This window comes from Streptosporangium sp. NPDC002524, assembly GCF_040295985.1.
GTDB lineage: Bacteria > Actinomycetota > Actinomycetes > Streptosporangiales > Streptosporangiaceae > Streptosporangium.
Map to the genome: position 1 here is coordinate 155,079 of NZ_JBEOWK010000017.1, position 20,870 is coordinate 175,948.

General features: G+C 72.3%; 18 protein-coding genes. 8 read left to right on the forward strand and 10 right to left on the reverse strand.

All coding sequences use genetic code 11. The annotated features are described in order from the left end of the window. Positions 1-100: 100 nt before the first annotated feature. The 4 genes from infB to rimP all read right to left on the reverse strand — a co-directional run bounded on the left by infB (position 101) and on the right by rimP (position 5,227). Positions 101-3,277 carry a translation initiation factor IF-2 gene (infB, locus tag ABT053_RS28055; protein WP_350972785.1) on the reverse strand — a complete coding sequence of 1,059 codons (3,177 nt, stop codon included), beginning with the start codon at positions 3,275-3,277 and terminating at the stop codon, positions 101-103. Between the two features lie 143 nt (positions 3,278-3,420). After that, a complete protein-coding gene (locus ABT053_RS28060; RefSeq protein WP_350972787.1) occupies positions 3,421-3,723 on the reverse strand; it encodes a YlxR family protein in 303 nt (100 codons plus the stop codon). Continuing rightward, the gene (gene nusA / locus ABT053_RS28065; RefSeq protein ID WP_350972934.1) at positions 3,707-4,702 is read right to left on the reverse strand and encodes a transcription termination factor NusA; all 996 of its coding nucleotides are present in this window, start codon (positions 4,700-4,702) and stop codon (positions 3,707-3,709) included. Before nusA ends, ABT053_RS28060 begins: the two co-directional genes overlap by 17 nt. A 24-nt stretch (positions 4,703-4,726) precedes the next feature. After that, on the reverse strand, positions 4,727-5,227 hold the full coding sequence (gene rimP, locus ABT053_RS28070) for a ribosome maturation factor RimP (protein WP_350972788.1): 501 nt from the start codon (positions 5,225-5,227) through the stop codon (positions 4,727-4,729). 191 nt (positions 5,228-5,418) lie between these two features. On the opposite strand from rimP, the gene ABT053_RS28075 reads away from it, so the two are divergent. The 4 genes from ABT053_RS28075 (at position 5,419) to ABT053_RS28090 (ending at position 7,090) form a co-directional block, all read left to right on the forward strand. Next, the gene (locus ABT053_RS28075; protein ID WP_350972791.1) at positions 5,419-5,913 is read left to right on the forward strand and encodes a hypothetical protein; all 495 of its coding nucleotides are present in this window, start codon (positions 5,419-5,421) and stop codon (positions 5,911-5,913) included. After that, positions 5,910-6,407 (forward strand): ferritin-like domain-containing protein, encoded by a 498-nt coding sequence (locus ABT053_RS28080; protein ID WP_350972793.1) that lies wholly within the window; start codon positions 5,910-5,912, stop codon positions 6,405-6,407. Before ABT053_RS28075 ends, ABT053_RS28080 begins: the two co-directional genes overlap by 4 nt. Positions 6,408-6,596: 189 nt before the next feature. Next, positions 6,597-6,794, forward strand: a complete 198-nt coding sequence (locus ABT053_RS28085; protein ID WP_350972795.1) for a DUF4236 domain-containing protein — start codon at positions 6,597-6,599, stop codon at positions 6,792-6,794. An 83-nt stretch (positions 6,795-6,877) separates the two neighbouring features. After that, a complete protein-coding gene (locus ABT053_RS28090) occupies positions 6,878-7,090 on the forward strand; it encodes a DUF4236 domain-containing protein (protein WP_350972796.1) in 213 nt (70 codons plus the stop codon). A gap of 223 nt (positions 7,091-7,313) precedes the next feature. Here the strand turns inward: ABT053_RS28090 and ABT053_RS28095 are convergent, their stop codons facing one another. From ABT053_RS28095 to ABT053_RS28105, 3 genes are all read right to left on the reverse strand, one after another. Beyond that, positions 7,314-9,056, reverse strand: coding sequence for a proline--tRNA ligase (locus tag ABT053_RS28095; protein WP_350972799.1), 1,743 nt, complete (start codon positions 9,054-9,056; stop codon positions 7,314-7,316). 98 nt (positions 9,057-9,154) lie between these two features. Beyond that, on the reverse strand, positions 9,155-9,790 hold the full coding sequence (locus tag ABT053_RS28100) for a hypothetical protein (RefSeq protein WP_350972802.1): 636 nt from the start codon (positions 9,788-9,790) through the stop codon (positions 9,155-9,157). Positions 9,791-10,238: 448 nt separating this feature from the next. Continuing rightward, complete coding sequence (locus ABT053_RS28105) at positions 10,239-10,727, reverse strand: hypothetical protein (protein ID WP_350972804.1); 489 nt, start codon at positions 10,725-10,727, stop codon at positions 10,239-10,241. A gap of 513 nt (positions 10,728-11,240) precedes the next feature. Here ABT053_RS28105 and ABT053_RS28110 point away from each other — a divergent pair. Together ABT053_RS28110 and ABT053_RS28115 are read left to right on the forward strand one after the other, a co-directional pair. Continuing rightward, the gene (locus tag ABT053_RS28110; protein ID WP_350972806.1) at positions 11,241-12,572 is read left to right on the forward strand and encodes an FAD-dependent oxidoreductase; all 1,332 of its coding nucleotides are present in this window, start codon (positions 11,241-11,243) and stop codon (positions 12,570-12,572) included. Positions 12,573-12,854: 282 nt separating this feature from the next. Then, a complete protein-coding gene (locus ABT053_RS28115; protein WP_350972808.1) occupies positions 12,855-14,069 on the forward strand; it encodes a DUF6986 family protein in 1,215 nt (404 codons plus the stop codon). 10 nt (positions 14,070-14,079) lie between these two features. On the opposite strand, the gene ABT053_RS28120 is transcribed toward ABT053_RS28115, so the two are convergent. The 3 genes from ABT053_RS28120 to ABT053_RS28130 form a co-directional block, all read right to left on the reverse strand. Next, complete coding sequence (locus tag ABT053_RS28120) at positions 14,080-14,754, reverse strand: copper homeostasis protein CutC (RefSeq protein ID WP_350972811.1); 675 nt, start codon at positions 14,752-14,754, stop codon at positions 14,080-14,082. Between the two features lie 43 nt (positions 14,755-14,797). Next, on the reverse strand, positions 14,798-15,430 hold the full coding sequence (locus ABT053_RS28125; RefSeq protein ID WP_350972813.1) for a GNAT family N-acetyltransferase: 633 nt from the start codon (positions 15,428-15,430) through the stop codon (positions 14,798-14,800). A gap of 540 nt (positions 15,431-15,970) precedes the next feature. Next, entirely contained in the window at positions 15,971-16,717 is a 747-nt protein-coding gene (locus tag ABT053_RS28130; RefSeq protein WP_350972816.1) for a GntR family transcriptional regulator, read from the reverse strand. Positions 16,718-16,931: 214 nt separating this feature from the next. Here ABT053_RS28130 and ABT053_RS28135 point away from each other — a divergent pair, with 214 nt between their 5' ends. Together ABT053_RS28135 and ABT053_RS28140 are read left to right on the forward strand one after the other, a co-directional pair. Then, on the forward strand, positions 16,932-17,207 hold the full coding sequence (locus ABT053_RS28135; RefSeq protein WP_350972818.1) for a hypothetical protein: 276 nt from the start codon (positions 16,932-16,934) through the stop codon (positions 17,205-17,207). Between the two features lie 243 nt (positions 17,208-17,450). After that, complete coding sequence (locus ABT053_RS28140) at positions 17,451-20,771, forward strand: AfsR/SARP family transcriptional regulator (protein ID WP_350972821.1); 3,321 nt, start codon at positions 17,451-17,453, stop codon at positions 20,769-20,771. Positions 20,772-20,870 lie beyond the last annotated feature (99 nt).

Genomic DNA, 20,870 nt, shown 5'->3' on the forward strand with positions numbered 1-20,870 from the left:
TCGCCACGGTTGTCACCCATGCCACGGGGCGCGGGCCCCGCCCACCGGCCGCGCCCCGAGGGGCACGGCCGATGGAACGGTTCCTTTGCCTGTCGAGGCATCAGGCTCGCGGCTTCTCCCGCATCTCGAAGGTCTCGATGACGTCATCGATCTTGATGTCGCTGTAGCCGACACCGATACCGCACTCGAACCCTTCACGGACCTCGGTCGCGTCGTCCTTGAACCGGCGCAGCGAGGAGACGGTGAGGTTGTCGGAGATGACGACCCCGCCGCGGATGATCCGGGCCTTGCTGTTGCGGACGATCGTGCCCGAGCGGACCAGAGCACCGGCGATGTTGCCGATCTTCGGCACCTTGAAGACCTCGCGGACTTCGGCGGTGCCCATCTGGACCTCTTCGAACTCCGGCTTGAGCATGCCCTTGAGGGCCGCCTCGATCTCCTCGATCGCCTGGTAGATGACCGAGTAGTAGCGGATGTCGACGCCCTCGCGCTCGGCCAGATCGCGCGCCCTGACCTCGGGACGCACGTTGAAGCCGATGATGACGGCGTTGTCGTCGGCGACCGCCAGGTTGACGTCGTACTCGGTGATCGCACCGACGGCGCGGTGGAGCACCCGCAGGCGCACCTCGTCGCCGACGTCGATCTTGAGCAGCGCGTCCTCCAGGGCCTCGACGGAACCGGAGACGTCACCCTTGATGATGAGCTTGAGCTCGTCGACCTGGCCCTTCTCCATCTCGCTGAAGAGCTCTTCGAGGGTGCGGCGGCGGCCGGACTTGGCCATGTCCGCGATGCGCTTGCGCGCGGCGCGCTGCTGGGCGATCTGGCGCGCCATCCGGTCGTCGGTGACGACGATGAAGTTGTCACCGGCCCCCGGCGTCGCGGTCAGACCCAGGACCTGCACCGGACGGGACGGGTCGGCCTCGGGGATCGAGTCGCCGTTGTCGTCGAGCATCGCCCGGACGCGGCCGAAGGCCTCGCCACAGACGATCGAGTCGCCGACGCGGAGCGTGCCGCGCTGGACCAGCACGGTCGCGACCGGGCCGCGGCCCTTGTCGAGGTGCGCCTCGATGGCGACGCCCTGGGCGTCCATCGTGGCGTTCGCCCGAAGGTCGAGCTCGGCGTCCGCGGTGAGCAGGATGGCCTCGAGCAGCTGCTCGATGCCGATCCCGTTCTTGGCGGAGATGTCGACGAACATCGTGGTGCCGCCGTACTCCTCGGCGACGAGGCCGTACTCGGTGAGCTGGGCCCGGACCTTGCCCGGGTCGGCGCCCTCCTTGTCGACCTTGTTGACCGCGACGACGATCGGCACGTCGGCCGCCTGGGCGTGGTTGAGCGCCTCGACGGTCTGCGGCTTCACGCCGTCGTCGGCCGCGACGACCAGGACGGCGATGTCGGTCACCTTGGCACCGCGGGCACGCATGGCGGTGAACGCCTCGTGACCCGGGGTGTCGATGAAGGTGATCTTGCGGTCCTCACCCTCGTGCACGGTGGCGATCTGGTAGGCGCCGATGTGCTGGGTGATGCCGCCGGCCTCCCGCGCCACCTCGTTGGTGTTGCGGATGGCGTCGAGCAGCTTGGTCTTACCGTGGTCGACGTGACCCATGACGGTCACCACCGGCGGGCGCGCGACCAGGTCGGACTCGTCGCCCTCGTCCTCGCCGAACTCGATGTCGAAGGTCTCCAGGAGCTCGCGGTCCTCCTCCTCCGGGCTGACCACAAGCAGGTTGTAGTCGAGCTCGGCGGCCAGGAGCTGGAGCGTCTCCTCGTTGACCGACTGCGTGGCGGTCACCATCTCGCCGAGGTGCAGCATGATCTGCACCAGGGACGCCGGGATCGCGCCGATCTTGTCGGCGAAGTCCGACAGGGAGGCGCCGCGCGACAGGCGGATCGTCTGCCCGTTGCCGCGGGGGGCCTGCACGCCGCCGATCGCCGGGGCCTGCATGTTGTCGAACTCTTGACGCCGCTGGCGCTTGGACTTGCGACCGCGGGTCGGGCGTCCTCCGGGACGGCCGAACGCGCCCGCGGTGCCTCCACCGCGACCACGGCCACCGCCGCCGGGACGACCGGCGAAACCGCCGCCACCGCCACCGGGACCACCGGTTCCGGTGCCGGGACGGCCAGCGCCGCCACCGCCACCCGGGCGACCGGCGAAACCGCCGCCGCCACCGGGACGACCGCCGCCACCGCCGGGACGGCCGGCGCCGCCACCGGGACGACCGGCGCCCGCACCGCCACCGGGACGGCCCGCACCGCCACCGCCGCCACCGGGACCGGCGGGCCGGCCCTGGGGCATCATCATCGGGCTGGGACGCGGACCACCGGGACGCGGGCCGCCGGGGCCACCCGCACCGCCGCCGGGACGCGGGCCACCGGCACCGGGACCCGGACGCGGGCCACCCGATCCGGGCGGGCCGGAACGGGCGCCGGGCGGACGGGGACCGGCGTTGTCGCGGTCCTGGCGAGGACCGCGGTCCTCGCGGGGACCGGGACGCGGGCCCCTGTCGCCGGGACCGCCGTCACGGCCGGGGCCACCGGGACCACCGGGGCCGCCGGCGCGCGGCGGACGGGCCTGGCCCATGCCGCTGGCGTTCGACGAGAACGGGTTGTTGCCGGGGCGCGGGCCACGCGGGCCCGGACGCGGGCCGGGCTTGGGCGCACCGGCACCGGGGGCACCGGCACCGGGCCTGGGGCCCGAAGGCGCTCCGCCCGGACCGCCCGCGGGACGACCGCCCTCGGGACGCGCCTCGGGGCGCTGGGCGGGACCCGGACGCGGAGCGGGCCTGGGACCCGGCTTGGGGCCGGGGCCGGAGGCCGCCGGGCGGCCGCTGTCGGTGCGGGGTGCCTCGAACCGCGGGGCCTGCACCTGCGGCGGCTGCTGACGCGGCGGCTGCGGGGGCTGGACCGGCGGAGCCGGGGGGACGACCGGCGGGGCCGCCTGCGGCGCGGGGGCCGCGGGACGAGCCGGTGCGGGCCCCGGACGAGGACCCGGCCTGGGGGCCGGTCCCGGCTTGGGGATGGATGTCGACGCCGCGGGGGCGCCGTTTGGCTGGCCGTCTCCCGGCCGAGGTGCCGCCTGAGGCGGCCTGGGGCCTCTGCCCCTGTCGGACGAGCCCTTACTGGGGCCGCCCAAAGCTTCCGTGAGCCTGCGGACTACCGGTGCTTCGATAGTCGAGGACGCCGAACGCACGAACTCGCCCATCTCCTGGAGCTTGGCCATGACGACCTTGCTCTCCACACCGAACTCCTTGGCGAGCTCGTATACCCGGACCTTCGCCACTGCACTCCCTTGTCTCGGCCCGGGAGGCGGTGCCGCCGGACCGTCGTTACGTTGACGTACTCATCGCCGCATGCTCATCAGGCGCTCATAGCTATCTGACCAGCCCATCAAATCGGCGTCCTACATGACAGTCGGTAACCATTTCACCCGATCCTTTCAGCGTGTCGCTCTTCCAGGTGGCCACGCAGCCGCGACAGGTCGAGCGGATCCGCGACGCGAAAAGCACGCGGAAACGCTCGGCGACGCTCTGCGAGTTCGAGACAGCTCAAGGTGGGATGCAGTGAAGCACCACGACCTTGGAGCCGTCTTCGCAGGTCAGGGACGATAACGCCCTCGACCACCACCAGGCGGAGCAGCTCGGAGGAAACCGTGCGAACCCGGCACCCCACACATGTTCTCAGTGGGGCAGCCTGGCCACCATATTCCAGCTTACCGTGTGGGCGCATCTGCGGGACCGGCCGCGTCCCCCGGCTGGGTGTCGGGACGGATGTCGATCCGCCAGCCGGTGAGGCGGGCGGCCAGCCGGGCGTTCTGCCCCTCCTTGCCGATGGCGAGGGAGAGCTGGTAGTCCGGCACGGTCACGCGCGCGGCGCGGCCGTCGAAGTCGATCACCTCTACGTGGGAAACACGGGCCGGAGACAGGGCATTCCCCACGAAGTCCGCGGGATCCTCCGACCAGTCGATGATGTCGATCTTCTCGCCGTGCAGCTCCGTCATCACGTTGCGTACCCGCGAGCCCATCGGGCCGATGCAGGCGCCCTTGGCGTTCACTCCCGGGCGGCGCGACCTGACCGCGAGCTTGGTGCGATGACCGGCCTCGCGGGCGACGGCGGCGATCTCGACCGTGCCGTCGGCGATCTCGGGCACCTCCAGCGCGAAGAGCTTCTTCACCAGGCCGGGGTGGGTGCGCGACAGGGTCACCGAGGGGCCCTTGTGGCCCTTCTTGACCTGCACGACGTAGCAGCGGATGCGGTCGCCGTGGACGTACTCCTCGCCCGGGACCTGCTCGCTGTGCGGCAGCACCGCCTCGATCTTGCCCAGGTCGACCAGGACCACCCGCGGGTCCTTGCCCTGCTGGATGACTCCCGCCACCAGCTCACCCTCGCGGCTGGCGAACTCGCCGAAGTTGATCTCGTCCTCGGCGTCGCGCAGCTGCTGCAGGATGACCTGCTTGGCGGTGGTCGCGGCGATGCGGCTGAAGTTGCCCGGGGTGTCGTCGAACTCCCTGAGCACCTCCCCGCTCTCGTCGTCGAGCTCGGCGGCGAAGATGGTCACGTGCCCGGACTTGCGGTCGAGCTCGGCGCGCGCCTTGGCCGCCGCGCCCTCGCTCCGGAAATATGCGATCAGCAGCGCGTCCTCGATCGCCTTGACGACCAGGTCGAAGGAGATGTCCTTCTCCCGCTCCAGGCTGCGCAGGACGCTCATGTCGATGTCCACGAGGCTTCCCCCTTAGCCCTCGTCGCCGTCTTCGCCGTCGTCTTCGGCGTCGTCGAGCCGGCGGAATTCCACCTGCACCCGTCCTCGGGTCAGGTCCTCATAGTCGATGCGGCGCGGCGCGCCGTCGACGTCCAGCTCCACGCCGGTCTCGTCGGTGGCGACGATCCGGCCCTCCACGGCGCTGCCGTCCCTCAGGTCGGCCTTGACCAGCCTCTTCACCGCGCGGCGCCAGTGGCGCGGCTCGGTGAGGGGGCGGTCGACCCCCGGGGAGGAGACCTCCAGCACGTACGGGGTGGCCCCCATCGCCTCGTCGGCGTCCAGCGTCGCGGAGACGGCGTGGCTGACCTCGGCGACGTCGTCGAGGCTCACGCCCCCGTCACGGTCGACCACGACACGCAGCAGCCGCCGCTTGCCCGCGGGGGTGACCGTGACGTCCTCCAAGTCGAGCCCTTCGGCTCCGACGACAGGTTCCAGAAGCTCTATCAGGCGGTCGCGGGATGTGGCGCTGCCCATGCCGACCTCCCATTGTCACGATCTCAGCCGGGCGGACCTCGCCCATGCGATTAACCAGCCTATCCACACCAGGGCGTGGAAACAGCGCCACTCGGTGTGGCGGAGCCGCCCGAGAAGCGAGGTGAGTGCCATTATTCCAAGCCCGTACGATGCTAAGTGCGTCAGCTGCCGACACAGAACCGGAGGTCGTCGTGCGTTCCGTCTCCCGGCGCGCCCTGCTGAGGGGCGGCGCTCTCGGGGTCGCGGCCGTGACGGTCACGGGATGCGCCGCCGAGGAGCGGGTTCCTCCCGCCGCCGCGCCGCCCGACCCCGAGACCGTGCTCCTGCGTGAGCTGATCGCGGGCAAGGAGCGGACCGTCGCCCTGTACGCCTCCGCGGCCTCGGCCCGTCTGGAGCCCTTCAGGCAGCGGCACGAGGCCCACCTCGCCGAGCTGCGCCGCCGCCTCCCGCCCGCGCCGTCCGCTTCGGCCCCCGCTCCCTCGCCCAGCTCGTCACCCGTCCCGTCGCCCTCCGGGAGCGCGGCCCCGGTTGTCCCGTCGGTGCGGACCCTGCGGAACATGGAGCACAGGGCCGCGGCGCTGCGCGTCCGCCAGATCGAGGGGGTCTCTCCCCCGCTCGCCCAGCTGCTCGCCTCCATCGGCGCCTGCGAGGCCGCGCACGCCCTGGCCCTGTCGAGGCCGCTGTGAGAGGCGCTTCGAGGGCCGGGGGCAGCGGGGCCGGGGCCGACCAGGGGCTCGGCACGGCGCTGGCGGCCGAGCACGCCGCCGTGTACGCGTACGGGGTCATCGCGGCCAGGGCCACGGGCAGGCTGCGCGCGGCGATGACGACGGCCTACAACGCCCACCGCGCCCGCCGCGACCGGCTCCGCACCATGATCATCGAGGCGGGCGGCACGCCCGCCGAGCCGAAGGCGGCCTACGAGCTCCCGGTCACGCCGTCGGGCGCGGCGCAGGCGGTGGAGCTGGCCGTGCTGGTCGAGCGGGGGGTGACCGGCGCCTATCTGGAGCTCGCGGCGTCCGCGGACCCGGGCCTGCGCGAGATGGCCGCCCTGGCCGTGCAGGAGTGCGCCGTCCGCTCCTACGGCCTGCGCCCCGAGATCGAGGCCTTCCCCGGCATGCCGCCCCGGACCGCGCCCGCGCCCACACCCGCCGCCACCCCCGCGGTGAGCCCGTCGCAGTGACGTCTCCCGACGTTTTTCCCGGGCGACCGTCTTCCGGCGGAAGGGCCGGAACCGGGCTGGTCAATGCGGAAAACGATCTTTCCCGAGGGGCCCGGATTCGCGAGCCGTGATTCGAACCCGCTTTCAAACATGTTTGCACCACGTCTGCCGGGTAGCTGGATCTCGCGAAATACGCCTAAGGAGGAAGTAATGGGCTGGGGATACCGGAAATCCATGAAGTTCGGTCCGTTCCGTCTTAACCTTTCGCGGGGTGGAGTGGGGCACAGCTGGGGAAACCGCGCATTCAGGGTTACCAAGACGGCCGATGGGCGCCGCACTCTGAGCGTCAACCTTCCCGGCGGCTTCCACTGGCGCAAGACGCTCAGCAGCAACAGCAGCCGTCGCTGATGGGCATCACCCGGGAACCGTTCGCGAACGCCGCTCGTTCTCATGACACGACGCGAGGTTTCGGGGAGTCCGGGGAGAAGGCAATGGGCTGGGGATACAGAAAGTCGATCAAAGTCGGTCCTTTCAGGATCGACCTGTCCCCGCGAGGGGTGGGCCACAGTTTCGGCAATCGCCGATTCCACGTCAGCAGGACCCCCGACGGTCGCAAATACGTGACCGTCAACCTGCCGGGCGGGTTCCACGTGGGCAAGGCGATCGGCCGGAGCTCCCGGCGCCACCAGCACTACCACTACTGACGCACTGACGTACTGACGGCCATATACGTGAGAGAGCGGCCCACCCCCTGGAGGGGGTGGGCCGCTCTCGTTGTGTTCCGGACGCCCCGCCTTTGGACGGGCCGGGATCACCCCTGGCAGGCCGCCACGCCTTTGGACGGGCCCGGATCCGCCCTTGGGGCCGCCGCGCCTTTGGACGGGCCGGGACCATCCCTGGCCGCCCGCGCCTTTGGAGAGGCCGGGACTATCCCTGGCAGGCCGCCACGACGCGCTCCACGGCCTCGGCGAGCGGGATCTCCTCCTTGACGCCGGTGGCGCGGTCGCGCAGCTCCGCGACGCCCTGGGTGAGCCCCCGGCCGACGATCAGGATCGTCGGCATGCCGAGCAGCTCCGCGTCCTTGAACTTCACCCCGGGCGAGACGCCGGGACGGTCGTCGACCAGGACGCGCAGCCCGCGGCCCTCCAGCTCCTCGGCGATCCGGGTGGCGGCCTCGACCTGGCCGTCCTTGCCGGTGCCCACGATGTGGACGTCGGCGGGGGCGATCTCGCGGGGCCAGACCAGGCCGAGCTCGTCGTGCCGCTGCTCGGCCAGCACCGCCACGGCCCGGGAGACACCGATGCCGTACGAGCCCATGGTGACGCGGACCGGCTTGCCGTCGGGGCCGAGGGCGTCGAGCTTCGCGGCGTCGGCGTACTTGCGGCCGAGCTGGAAGATGTGGCCGATCTCGATGCCGCGGTCGATGGACAGGCCGGAGCCGCAGACCGGGCAGGCGTCGCCCGCGCGGACCTCGGCGGCCTCGATGGTGCCGTCGGCGGCGAAGTCACGGCCGGCGACGACGTCCGCGGCGTGCTTGCCGGGCTCGTTGGCGCCGGTCACCCAGGCGCTGCCGTCGACCACGCGGGGGTCGACGAGGTAGCGGATGCCGAGGTCCTTGAGGACCTGGGGACCGATGTAGCCGCGGACCAGGCCGGGGTGCTTCGCGAAGTCCTCGGCCTCGAAGATGGCGGGCTCGCCGGGGGCGAGGGAGGCCTCCAGCCGCTTGAAGTCGACCTCGCGGTCTCCGGGGAGGCCGACGATCAGGGTCTCGGTCTTGCCCGAGCCGGGGACGGTCACCTTGATCACGATGTTCTTGAGCGTCTGGGCGGCGGTGATGCCGAGGCCGTGGTGCTCGTTGACGTGATCGACCAGGGACTCGATGGTCGGGGTGTCGGGGGTGTCGAGGACCCGCGCGGCGGGCCGCTCGTCGGTGATCGCGGGCGGCGCGGTGGTGACGACGGCCTCCGCGTTGGCCGCGTAGCCGCAGTTGTGGCAGGCCACGAAGGTGTCCTCGCCGGTCTCCGCGGGGGCGAGGAACTCCTCGGAGGCCGAGCCGCCCATCGCCCCCGACGTGGCGAAGCAGATCTTGTACGAGATGCCGAGCCGGTCGAAGGTCTTGACGTAGGTCTCGCGGTGGCGCTCGTAGGAGCGCTTGAGGCCGTCGTCGTCGAGGTCGAAGGAGTAGGAGTCCTTCATGATGAACTCGCGCCCGCGCAGGATGCCGGCCCGGGGGCGGGCCTCGTCGCGGTACTTGGTCTGGATCTGGTAGAGGGTCACCGGATAGTCCTTGTAGGAGGCGTACTCCCCCTTGACCATGTCGGTGAACATCTCCTCGTGGGTGGGACCGAGGAGATAGTCGGCCCCCTTGCGGTCCTTGAGGCGGAAGAGCGTGTCGCCGTACTCGGTCCAGCGGCCGGTCGCCTCGTAGTATTCGCGGGGCAGCAGGGCGGGGAAGAGCACCTCCTGGCCGCCCATCCGGTTCATCTCCTCGCGCACGACGCGCGTGACGTTCTCCAGGACCGTCTTGCCGAGCGGCAGCCAGGAGTAGACGCCGGGGGCGACGCGGCGGACGTAGCCGGCGCGGACGAGCAGCTTGTGGCTCGGGACTTCCGCATCTGCCGGGTCGTCCCTCAGCGTTCGAAGAAACAGCGACGACATGCGCAGCAGCACGGCTACTCCTAGCTAGCGAGGTTCGGTGTCCTACAGGCTATCGAGTCTCGCAAGCCGATTGTCTGCGGTCGGCCGCTTCCGCCGCCGGTGGTGGGGCCTCAGAGACCGGTGAGGAAAACGAAGTACGAGGCGCCGAGGACGAGCGCGATCAGCGCGGAGCAGGCCCGGTCGCAGCCGCGTCCCAGCGAGACCAGCATCCCCAGCGCGATCGCGACCACCACCACGACGCCCCACGGCCAGAAACCGGAGACGTGCTCGGGCCCGCCGGGCATCACCTTGTCGATCCCGTCGAACAGGGCCAGCCCCGCCGCGCCGCCGGCCGCGATGTCTCCCCAGCGGTCGTAGCGCTTGGCGAGGTAGGAGAGGACGCCGATGGCGACGAGGTTCGCGATCATGAGGTTCATCGAGGCGCCGTCGTCGCCGAGGCTCACGAGCCAGGCGTTCTTCTCGAAGATCGTGGCGACCAGCAGCGAGAGGATCGGGCCGAACGCGGCCAGCACGCTGGACAGGACGGCCCAGCCGATGCCGGCCGCCGTCCGTCCCATGATGACGACGAAAAGGAGGTAGGCGTACGGATTGTAAAGCGCGTACAGCAGCTCGGGTCCGTAGGCCAGCAGCGCTCCGACGCCCCCGAGGAGCATCCCCACGAAAAGAGAGAGGACGATGTGCCGGAGAATGGCGCGATCCCGGCGGTCTCCGGCGACGAAGTCAAGCGTGTAATTACGTTCTGCCAAAGCCACTGATCCCCCGATCACATTTGCTAGTGGCTATCAGCAGTGTATCTGACCTGCGGAAACATCTCGAACGTGTCAAGTTTACAAAGCAAGCGAGCGCTTGATAACAACGAAGTGGACGGGGGTTCGGCCGAGCTGTCGCGGCGAGCCTTTTCCGTGTTTCATCCGGGGGGCGGCCGGATCTCAGCGACGCCGTCCGCCCCTTTCCCGCCGAGCGTTCCCGGGTGTCCGTACGCCCGTGGCCGGTCCGTTCGGACTCGGGTGTTCGTACGTTCGTGGCCGGTCCGCTCGGACCCGGGTATCCGTACGCCGTGGCCGGTCCGTTCGGGTGGGGCCGTCCGGATGGGAGTCGCCCGGGTGGGTGGGTCTTCTCCGTCGCCGGGGCGGTGGCCCGCGCGGCCCGCGCGATACCGCGACGCGGCGCCAGCGGCTCGGCCGTCCCGGGGTGTCAGCCGCCGAGAAGGATCTCCCAGGGGTGGCGGGAAGTGGTCCTGCGGGTGGTGTCGAGCGCCTCGCCGAGGCGGCGCAGACCGGCCCTGCCCCGGAAGCGCTCGCGGTGCACGGGATCGACGGCGCGCAGGACGAACGGGACGCCCATGACGTCCAGGGTGGCGTCCCCCGCCGTGGCGGGACCGGAGCGGGTGACCAGGGTGCCGGGGCCGCCCGGATCGCGGACGTGCCTGGCCAGGACGGCGGCGATGTCGGCCGCGCCGGGGCCGTCGCGCCACTCGATGTGCCAGCCGTGGTCGGCCCCGCGCCACCAGGTCAGGTCGCGGCAGGACTCCATGAGCTCCGTCTCTCCCGCGAGCGCGGCCATCACCCGGCCGAACGCCTCGTACCGGAGCCCGCACGATGACCGGCCCTCACCGGAGGTGTCGGATATATCGGGAGTGTCAGGAGAGCCGGGAATGCGTCCTGTTCGGTGTGGTCCTCTCATGTCCTGAAGCGGACTGTCCTTCGGACGCCGGGCACCCGCTTTGCGACGCTTCTCCGCTCCTGAACTCACGAGAACCAACTGTGATCCGCCGGGCTTGCCCCCGCAAGTGCTGATTCGGTCGCCACGGGACGAGCCGAACCGGCCGGAGCATCAGAGTCGCTCCGGGCCTCGACCTGAACCCGGGAACCACCTCGCCCGACGGCACCGAAACCCCGGTTTCTCGCCCTCACCGCCGTCGGCACCGGCCTCTCGGTCACGGAACCTGACCGCGCCCCGTACGCAGGAGTGATCACAGGCCGGAGCGCCGCAGCGATCCCGCTCCTGTTCGACGAGCGAATAAGGCGACAAACGTGATATCCCAGTCGGTACCAGATGACGTCTTGATCGATGCGCCCGCCGTCCCCTGGGCGGACGAATCGATCATGTCGGCGCGTGAGTCTGGCAGGTTGCCCCTGGGTGATACAGAATCGAGCAGGGCATCGCGTTCATGACATCCAACGCCGAGGAGGCGACATGTCACTGCGAGTCGCGATCGTGGGGTCAGGACCCGCCGGGATCTACACCGCCGAGGCCCTGACGAAACAGGCCACCGTGCCTCTCAGGGTGGACGTCCTGGAGCGCCTGCCGACGCCGTACGGGCTGGTGCGCTACGGGGTGGCCCCCGACCACACCTCGATCAAGTCGATAGCGGGCTACCTGCGCGGCGTGCTGGAGCTTCCCGAGGTGCGGTTCCTCGGCGGTGTCGAGCTGGGCAAGGACGTCGACGTCAAGGACCTGCTCGACTGCTACGACGCCGTGGTCTACTGCACCGGCGCGATGGTGGACCGGCGGATGGGCATCCCCGGCGAGGACCTGCCGGGCAGCGTGGCCGCCACCGACTTCGTCAACTGGTACTGCGGCCACCCCGACATGCCCGCCGACCGCTTCGTCCTCGACAGTCCCGAGGTGGCGGTGATCGGCGTGGGCAACGTGGCGGTCGACGTGGTGCGCGTCCTGGCCAAGACGGCCGAGGAGCTGCGTGCCACGGACGTGCCCGAGGAGGTGCTGACCCGGCTGGCCGCCAGCGAGGTGAAGACCGTCCACATGATCGGTCGCCGGGGGCCCGAGCACGCCAAGTTCACCCTGAAGGAGCTCAGGGAGCTGGGCGAGCTGGCCAACGCGGACGTGCGCGTACGGCCGGAGGAGTGCGTGGCGGACGTCACGACGGCGTCCCGGCAGGTCCGGGGGAACGTCGAGGTCCTGCGGAGCTGGGCCACCCGCGCCGTCATGGGCCGTCCCCGGCGGCTGGACGTGCGTTTCTGGATGCGCCCGGTGGAGATCATCGGCGAGGAGCGGGTGGAGGCGCTCAAGCTGGAGCGCACCCGGCTGGTGGACGGCCGGGTCGTCGGCACCGGCGAGTTCGAGACCCTCCCCGTCGGCATGGTGCTGCGCTCGGTCGGCTACCAGAGCGTGCCGCTGCCCGGCGTCCCCTTCTCGGAGACCACCATGACCGTGCCGAACGAGGCCGGCCGGGTCCGCGACCGCGAGTACGTCGCGGGCTGGCTCAAGCGGGGCCCCACCGGGGTGATCGGCACCAACAAGTCCGACGCCGCCGAGACGGTCCGCACCCTCCTCGCCGACGTGGCCGGTCGCGATCCGGTACGCCGCGCGGACCTCGACGGCCTTCTCGCGGCCCGGGGGGTGTCGCCGATCACCTACGAGCACTGGCTCGCCATCGAGGCGGCCGAGGCGGCCCTGGCCAGATCCCTCGACCGGGGCGAACGGGTGAAGCTCCTCGGCCTCGCCGCGATGCTCACCGCCTGCGATCGGGAACCACGCCCGGGAGGCGGCCCGGGGACCGGCTGAACCCGCCGCACGGGGACCAGTGCCGGGAAACCTCCTGGGGTCCGGCCGGACCAGTCGGACCGGCCGGACCAGTCGGACCGGCCGGACCAGTCGGACCGGTCGAACCGGTAAGACCGGTAGGACCGGTCGGACCAGCGCGTCCGACTCGTACAGCCGCGCCCACCCGGACCCGCGCGCCCGGCCCGACCCCCGTAAGCCAGGCCCGGCCCCAGCACGCCCAGCCCGGCCCCCGTAAGCCCAGCACGTCCAGCACGCCCAGCACGTCCAGGAGGAGCAACCAGCATGCGCGTCACGCTCGCCGACCCGTCCGTCCTGATCCCGGGGTTCGAGGAGACCCACCGCGAGCAGTCCGCGCTGTACCCGTACCGGCCGGTCGAGTGGCAGCCCGTGCACACGGTCTACGTCCCGGCCGACCGGTTCGGCGCCGGGACGACGCGGGAGTGGGGTGACGCCGCGCTGGAGCTGTTCCGGCGGCACCTGTCCGAAGGCGACCTGGCCGCGATCCTCGGCACGACTCCCGGTGTGTCCTCCGGCGCGGGCGAGGACCTCGCCGGGGCCGTGCACGGGAGGGTGGCCGCCAAGCTCGCCCGGGAGCCCGTCGAGGACCTCCGGATCGACTTCGAGGACGGCTACGGGACGCGTCCCGAGGAGGAGGACGGCCACGCCTCCGCCGCCGCCGAGGCGGTCGCGGCCATGCACGCGGCCGGGACACTTCCCCGGCGCTGGGGGCTGCGGGTGAAGTCGTTCGCCGACGGGGACCCGGTCCGCGCCGTCAGGACCCTGGACGGTTTCCTCACCGGCGTGGCCGAGCGAGCCGGGGGCCTGCCCGAAGGGTTCGTCGTCACCTTTCCCAAGGTCCTTATGAGGGAGTATCTGCACCAGTTCGTCGACTGCCTCGACGCGCTGGAGGACGGGCTGGGCCTCGGCCCGAACACGCTGCGGTTCGAGATCCAGGTGGAGGCGCCGCAGACGGTGCTGTTCCTCCACGCGGACCTGACGACCTCCCTGTGGGGGAGGCTGGCTGCGGCGCACTTCGGTGTCTTCGACTACACGGCGAGCTGCGGCCTCCCCCCGCACGAGCAGCGGCTGGACCACCCCGCCTGCGACCACGCCAGGCACGTCATGCAGACGGTCTTCGCCGGGACCGGGGTGGAGCTGTCGGACGGCTCGCTGGCCGCCTCCCCCGCCTCGGACGACGGGCGTGACGTGCGGGACCTGTGGCGGCGCCACGCGGAGCTGGTCGGGCGCTCCCTGAACCACGGCTTCTACCAGGGCTGGGACATGCACCCCTCCCACCTGGTCAGCCGGTACGCGGCGGTCTACGCCTTCCACCTGTCCCGGTACGGGGAGTACGCCCACCGGGTGCGCGCCTGGGAGGAGCGCCGCGACGCCGGTGAGGGCGTGATGGACGAGCCCGCCACGGTCAAGACCATGGCAACCGCCCTCCGCCGCGCCGACCTGGCGCTGGGCACCGGCCCCGGGGAGCCGGCGGCCTGACCCCGGGGCCTCAGTCGATCAGGGCGCGCCACTCGCGGACCCGGCGGGCGTCGACCGGGTCCGACCAGGACGCCCTTACGGCGCTGCCGACGTGGAAGGCCCGCACGCCGTACTCCATCAGCACCCTGACGTGGCCGGGCCGCAGCCCGCCGCCCGCCATGATCAGCGGGCCGTCGCCGGCCTCGCACCGGGTCTTGAGCAGCGGCAGCCCGTCCGCCACGCCACCGGGCGCACCCGAGGTGAGCACGGTGGCGAGGTTGGGCAGGAGCCGGACGGCACGCCAGCTCGCCTGGGTGTCGGCCGCGTGGTCCACCGCCCGGTGGAAGGTCCAGGGCAGCGGCGCGACCGCGTGGATGAGCGCCTCGGTGGCGGCCAGGTCGACCGCTCCCGCCTCGTCGAGGAAACCGAACACGAACCCGGCCGCGCCCGCGTCGGCGAGGGCCCTGGCGTCGCGGCTCAGGGCCTTCAGCGACTCGGGCGTGGCCAGGAACGAGGCCTCGCCGCGCAACATCACCATCTGCGGCAGCGCGCATTCCTTGGAGATCGCAGCGACCGTCTCCGCCGCCGGGGTGAGCCCGTCGGAGGCCATGTCGGCGACGACCTCCAGGCGATCGGCGCCGCCCGCTTCCGCGGCGACGGCGTCGCGCACGTCGAGCGTGATCACCTCAAGCAAGGATCCGGTCATGAATGGAGGCTATCGGATGGCTTTGTCCTGGGATCGCCGTGGTTCAGACATGCTCGGGGACGGACGACCCGCGCCGGTCCGAGAAGGGCAACGCGAGGCCGGACGGGCGGGCGCGCAGGCCCCCCGGCCGCTGGAACAGGGCGCCGGAGGCGCGATGCGGCAGGTCGACCGTACGGAGATGCGCGAAACGCTGTCCCCGATAGTAGCCCTGCAACCTCGGGTTGTCCTTGGAGCAGTCAAGCCTGAGCCATCTTTTTCCCAGGGCCAGGGCCCGCAGGCCCGCCCAGTCGAGGAGCGCCTCCCCCAGCCCCATGCCCGCGTGGTCGCGCGCCACGGCCAGCTTGTGGACGTAGAGCGCCGAGCCGGGGTCGTCCCCCCGGGTCCAGAACTCGGGGTCGGCGTGGCCGTCCAGGGCGAGGGTGGCGACGGGCCCGCCCTCCCCTTCACGGCCGCCCGGCTCGTCCTCCCTGTCCAGCAGGTACAGGACGCCCTCGCCGATCAGCGGGGTGATGCGCCCGGCGGGGAACCCGTCGGCGGGCCACTGCCGTACGCCCTGGCGGTTCAGCCACCCGGCGGCCTCGGCGAGGAGCGCGAGCACCCCGTCGAGGTCACCGTCCGTGGCCCTGCGCAGCGTGAACGGGCGCGTGGCGGTGGGACTGGCGGTGTTCGAGTGCATGGTTCATCCCTTCGTTGCGTTCGGTGCGTGAGATGACACGGAACGTGTCCATGTGATGGCGCACGGCGTCCATGCCGGGCTAGGCGGATCGCCTAGGGGCCTGAGGCGAGCGGGAAGACCGCGATCGGCGGGGAGGGCGGGAGGAGACCCGCCGAGACGAAAGGCGCGGCCGGGGACGGCGGGAGAGACCCCGCCGAAGCGAGAGGAGCCCTCGAAGGCGGAGAAGCCCCCGAAGGCGGCGGGAGAAGACCCGCCGGAACGGGAGGCGCCGTCGGGGGCGGCGAGAAGAGCCCCATCGAGGCGAGGGACGCCGCCGAGGACGGCGGGGAGAGACCCGCCGGGGCGAAAGGCGCGGGAAAGCGGGAGGAGCGGCGAGAGCAGGGAGAGCGGGAGCCGCAGGGAGAGCGGGAGCCGCAGAGGGAGCAGGAGGCGCAGGGAGAGCGGGGAGAGCGGCGTCTAGCCGCCTGGCGGGCGCGGCCCGGTGCTCGCCCGCGGCGCGGGCGGAACGAGGGCCGGCCCGTCAGGGCGGTCACGGAGACGTCAACGGCTTTCCAGCTCGTACCGGATCAGGTGCTTGTCGGCGGGCAGGACGGACACCGCCACGCGTACGGGAGTGTCGTCCTCGTCGTAACCGACCCGGATGTAGACGACGACAGGCGTGCCGAGCTGGAGCTGGAGGCGCTCGGTCTCGGCGCTGTTGGGCATCCGCGCCCAGATGTCGTCGACCACCCGCACCTGCCGGTGGCCGAGTTCCTCCAGGACCTTGTTGGCCCCGCGCACGATGTCGCCGGGGCGGGTGATCTCGGAGTCGGCGACCAGGGCCAGGGGGAAGTAGGAGTCGTTGGTGTTGTACGGCTGGCCGTCCACGAAGCGCAGCCTCCGGCGGACCACGGCGAGCTCCTCGTCGGAGAGCTCCAGCCTGCTGGCGATCTCCTCGGCCGGTTGCACGATCGAGACCTCGATCTCCTGGCTCGGCGCGCGTCCCTCGCGGGAGACGGCCCAGGCGAAGGCCTCCAGGGTCTCCTCGCGCCGAGGCTGCAGCTCGCGCTGGGGGTGCATGAGCAGCGGGCGGCGTTCCCTGACGACGGTGCCCCGGCGGGGGGTGCGGGTGACCAGGCCCTCGTTCACGAGCTCGCCGAGGGCCAGCCGTACGGTGTTGCGGCTGACCTGGTGGACGAGCATGAGTTCCGCCTCGGTCGGCAGCTGATCCCCCGGGCCGAGCGCACCGGAGTAGATGGTCCTCCGTAGGTCGGAGGCCACCTGTTGATACAGCGTTGACCGTGCCATTAAGTCCCCTTTGTGCCAACAAAACTAGACGATCTGGTTCTAGCGGGGAACAGCCCCTTGACCCAACCTCCCAAGACCCGCATCATCCAATCGTTGGTACAAATCCATCGAAAGGTCAGCGAGGGGGTGGAGGCCGGTGCTGTCGGTCCGCACGGATACGCCGTACCTGCCCTGGCGCGATCCCCGCGAGGCAACACGTTTACTGCGTTACGCGTTGCACCGCCAGGGATTCACGCACACCTACCAGAGCAACGGGAACGGCATGTCCGTGCTCTCCGTGCTGACCGATCTGACTGTCTGGTGCAAGAACGGGTTGTTCGTCTGGAACGAGGACGGCGTCGAGTCGTCCCACCCGGCCGACGACCCGGTGGGAGCGGCCCGCCTCATCTCGCGGCACTACCGGCGGCCCGCCCCCGACGACGACCTCTCGGAGGAGGACACGGACCACCCGGTCCGCGCCCTCGCCGCCACAGACTCCGAGCGCGACTAGCAGGCCGAGGACCCCATCCCTCGCCGGGGTCCTCCGCCGCAGCGCTCGGGGCGGAACGCGTCCTGGCGGGTCCCCCACGCCCGCCAGGGCGCGTTTCCCATCGCGGGAACGCCGTCCACGGGACGGGACCCGCCAAGGCGTGACCGCTCGCCTCCCCACCCCCCGCCTCCGGCGGCGAGCGGCCCGCCGGGAGGGCGTGGGACGTGAAGACGTGAGACCGCGCGAGGGAAGACAATTGCCCTCATGCGGTTCGGGATCCTGGGCACCACACGGGCATGGCACGACGGCGCCACAAAGACATGGCACGACGGCGCCACACGGGCACGGCACGACGGCGACACAGGGGCATGGCACGACGGCGCCGAGAACCCCTCCGGGGGCTCCCCCGGCGCCACCTCCCACGTCACCGAAGCCCCCGACCCCGGGGACATCGGGGACACCGAGGACACCGGCATCGGGGACGAGGTCCGCATCGGCGGCCCGGCCCGGCGGGCGCTGCTGGGCCTGCTGCTCGCCCGCGCCGGCGAGGTGGTGACGGCCGACCTCCTGATCGACGACCTCTACGGCTCGCGGCCGCCGGGAGGGGCGGCGCACGCCCTGCAGTCGCAGGTGTCCCGGCTCCGCCAGGTCCTGGGACGCGAGGCCGAGATCGAGGCCGTCCCCTCGGGGTACCGGCTCGCGATCGATCCCGCCGACCTCGACGCCCACCGCTTCGAACGGCTCTCCGACGAGGGACGCCGGGCCCTGCTCGGCGGCGACCCGGTGCAGGCGGCCGTACTGCTGCGGCGGGCCCTGGACCTGTGGCGGGGGCCCGCGCTCGCCGACGCCGCGGACGCCGCCTCCGTACAGGCCCTGGTGCTGCGGCTGGAGGAGCGCAGGCTCGGCGCGCTGGAGGACCGGATCGAGGCCGACCTCCGGCGGGGCGAGCACCGGGCCGCGGTGCCCGAGCTGCAGGAGCTGACCGCGCGGCACCCGCTGCGGGAAAGGCTCAGGAGCCTCCTCATGCGCGCCCTGCGGGCGGGCGGCAGGCAGGCGGAGGCGCTGCTCGTGTTCGAGGAGACGCGGCGGCTGCTCGCCGACGAGCTCGGCGCGGACCCCTCGGCCGAGCTCGCGGCCGTCCACCAGGAGCTGCTCAGGGGTGAGCGGCCGTACGAGCCGCCCGCGCCACCGGCGCAGCTGACCAGCTTCGTGGGCCGCGCCGAGGACCTCGCCGAGGTCACCCGGCTGCTCGGGACGGCCCGCCTGGTCACCCTGCTCGGCCCCGGCGGGGCGGGCAAGACCAGGCTCTCGATCGAGGTCGCGGGCAGGCTGCCGGACGTCTGCTTCGTCGAGCTCGCGGCGCTGCGCGACGGGCGGCAGCTGCCGCAGACCCTGCTCGGCGCGCTCGGTCTCCGCGAGAGCGGGCTGCTCACCGGCCCCGAGGAGACGGAGCCCGTCTCCCGGCTGCTCGCGGCGCTGGCCGACCGGCCGCTGCTGCTCGTGCTCGACAACTGCGAGCACGTCGTCGAGGCGGCCTCGGACCTGGCCGCGCGGCTGCTCGCCGGATGTCCGGAGCTGCGCGTCCTGGCGACGAGCCGGGAGCCGCTCGGCATCACCGGCGAGAACCTGTGGCCGGTCCGGCCGCTCGGCCCGTCCCCCGCCGCGCGGCTCTTCGCCGACCGGGCCTCGGCCGTGCGCCCCGGTTTCGCGCCGGACGAGGCCGGGGCGGAGATCGTACGGCGGATCTGCGCCGAGCTCGACGGCCTGCCGCTCGCCATCGAGCTCGCGGCGGCCAGGGCCCGCACGTACGAGCTCCCGGAGCTCGCCGCCCGCCTGGACGACCGCTTCCGCCTGCTGTCGCGCGGCAGCCGTACGGCCGACGCCAGGCACCGGACGCTGCGCGCGGTCGTGGCGTGGAGCTGGGACCTGCTGTCCGGGGCCGAGCAGGTGATGGCGAGGCGCCTGACGGTCTTCTCCGGCGGCGCGACCGCCGAGGCCGCGGCGCTGGTCTGCGGGGTGCCCGACGCCGAGGACGTGCTGGACTCCCTCGCCGACAAGTCCCTCGTGGAGGTGGGCGGCGGGCGCTACCGGATGCTCGACACGATCCACGCCTACTGCGCCGAGCAGCTGGAGGTGGCCAGGGAGGCCGAGGCCCTGCGGCGCGCGCACGCGGACCACTTCCTGGAGCTGGCGCGGGAGGCGGACCCCCACCTTCGGCGGGCCGAGCAGCTCCGGTGGCTGGAGGTCCTCGGCGCGGAGCACGCCAACCTCCAGGCCGCGCTGCGCTGGACCGTCGAGGCGGGGGAGGTCGAGCTCGCCCTCGGGCTGTTCGCCTGCCTGTCACCGTATTTCTGGATGCGCGGCATGCGGACCCTGGCGACGGCACCGGCGGTCGCGCTCCTGGACGTGATCGGCGACAGCCCGCCACCGGGACTCGGCGACGGGTACGTGCTCTGTGCCCTCGTCGCGGCGGCCGGTGGCAGCGGACGGGAGGCGTGGGAACGCCACCGGGCGACGGCCGAGGCGGTCGTCGTCGACCCCGGCCGTCCGCACCGCCACCCGGTCGTCACCTTCCTCTGGCCGATGATCAACTCCGGCGCGGAGGATTCGAGCGTCGCCCTCGCGGTGATCGAACGCGGGCGGGCCGGGACCGACCCTTGGGAGAGGGCCGTCGTCCACCTGCTGTGGGGGTACCCGCACCTCGCGGCCGGGGACCTGGCGCGGGCCGAGGACGAGTTCACCTCGGCCGTCGACGCCTTCCGCTCGCAGGGCGACCGGTGGGGGACGTCGCTCGCCCTGGACGCGCTGGCCGGTCTCGCGGCCCTGCGCGGCGACCCCGGGAAGGCGATCACCCTGACCGACGAGGCCCTCGACCTCACCGAGCGGCTCGGCGCCCTGGAGGACATCCCCGACCTGCTGTGCAACCGGGGCGACTACCGCGTCCAGGCCTCCCGGACCGGGAAGGACCCCGCGGGCACCGGTCTCCGGCGGGCGCGCGCCGACTACGAGCGGGCCGCCGAGATCGCCCGCCACGCGGGCAGCCCCACCTACCTCGCCGCGGCGCTGCGCGGCCTCGGCGACATCGCGCGGCTGGAGGGCGACCTGGCCGGGGCACGCGTGCTGTACGAGCAGGCGCTCGACCGGTTCGAGACGCACTGGGTGCGGAGCGCGGGAAACCGGACGAGCGCGCTCCTCGGGCTCGGCAGGATCGCCGAGCTCTCCGGCGATCTCGCCGGGGCCCGTGCCCTGCACCGGCGGGCCGCCGAGGTGGCGGTGGAAACGGGGGCGATCACCGAGAGCGCCCGCCCGGTCGAGGCCCTCGCGGGGATCGCCCTGCTCGAAGGGGACGCCCCCGGGGCCGCCCTGCTGCTCGGCGCCGCCGTCGCCCTGCGGGGAGTCGCCGACGAGGACGACCCCGACGCCTCCCGTACGGCCGCCGCCGCACGGGCCGCGCTGGGCGAGACGCCGTACGAGGCCGCCCACCGCGAGGGCGCGCGGCTGTCCGGGCCGGACGCGCTGCGCCTGGCCGGTGTCTCCGAGACCTTCATCCGCACCTCACCGATCAGCGACCTCCGCTCGCGGTGACCCCGATGACCCCGGTGAGCTCGTGGTGGGAGTGGCGAGCTCGCGGTAGGAGTAGGGAGCCCCGGTGAGGGCGGTGAGCTCGCGGTAGGAGCGGTGAGC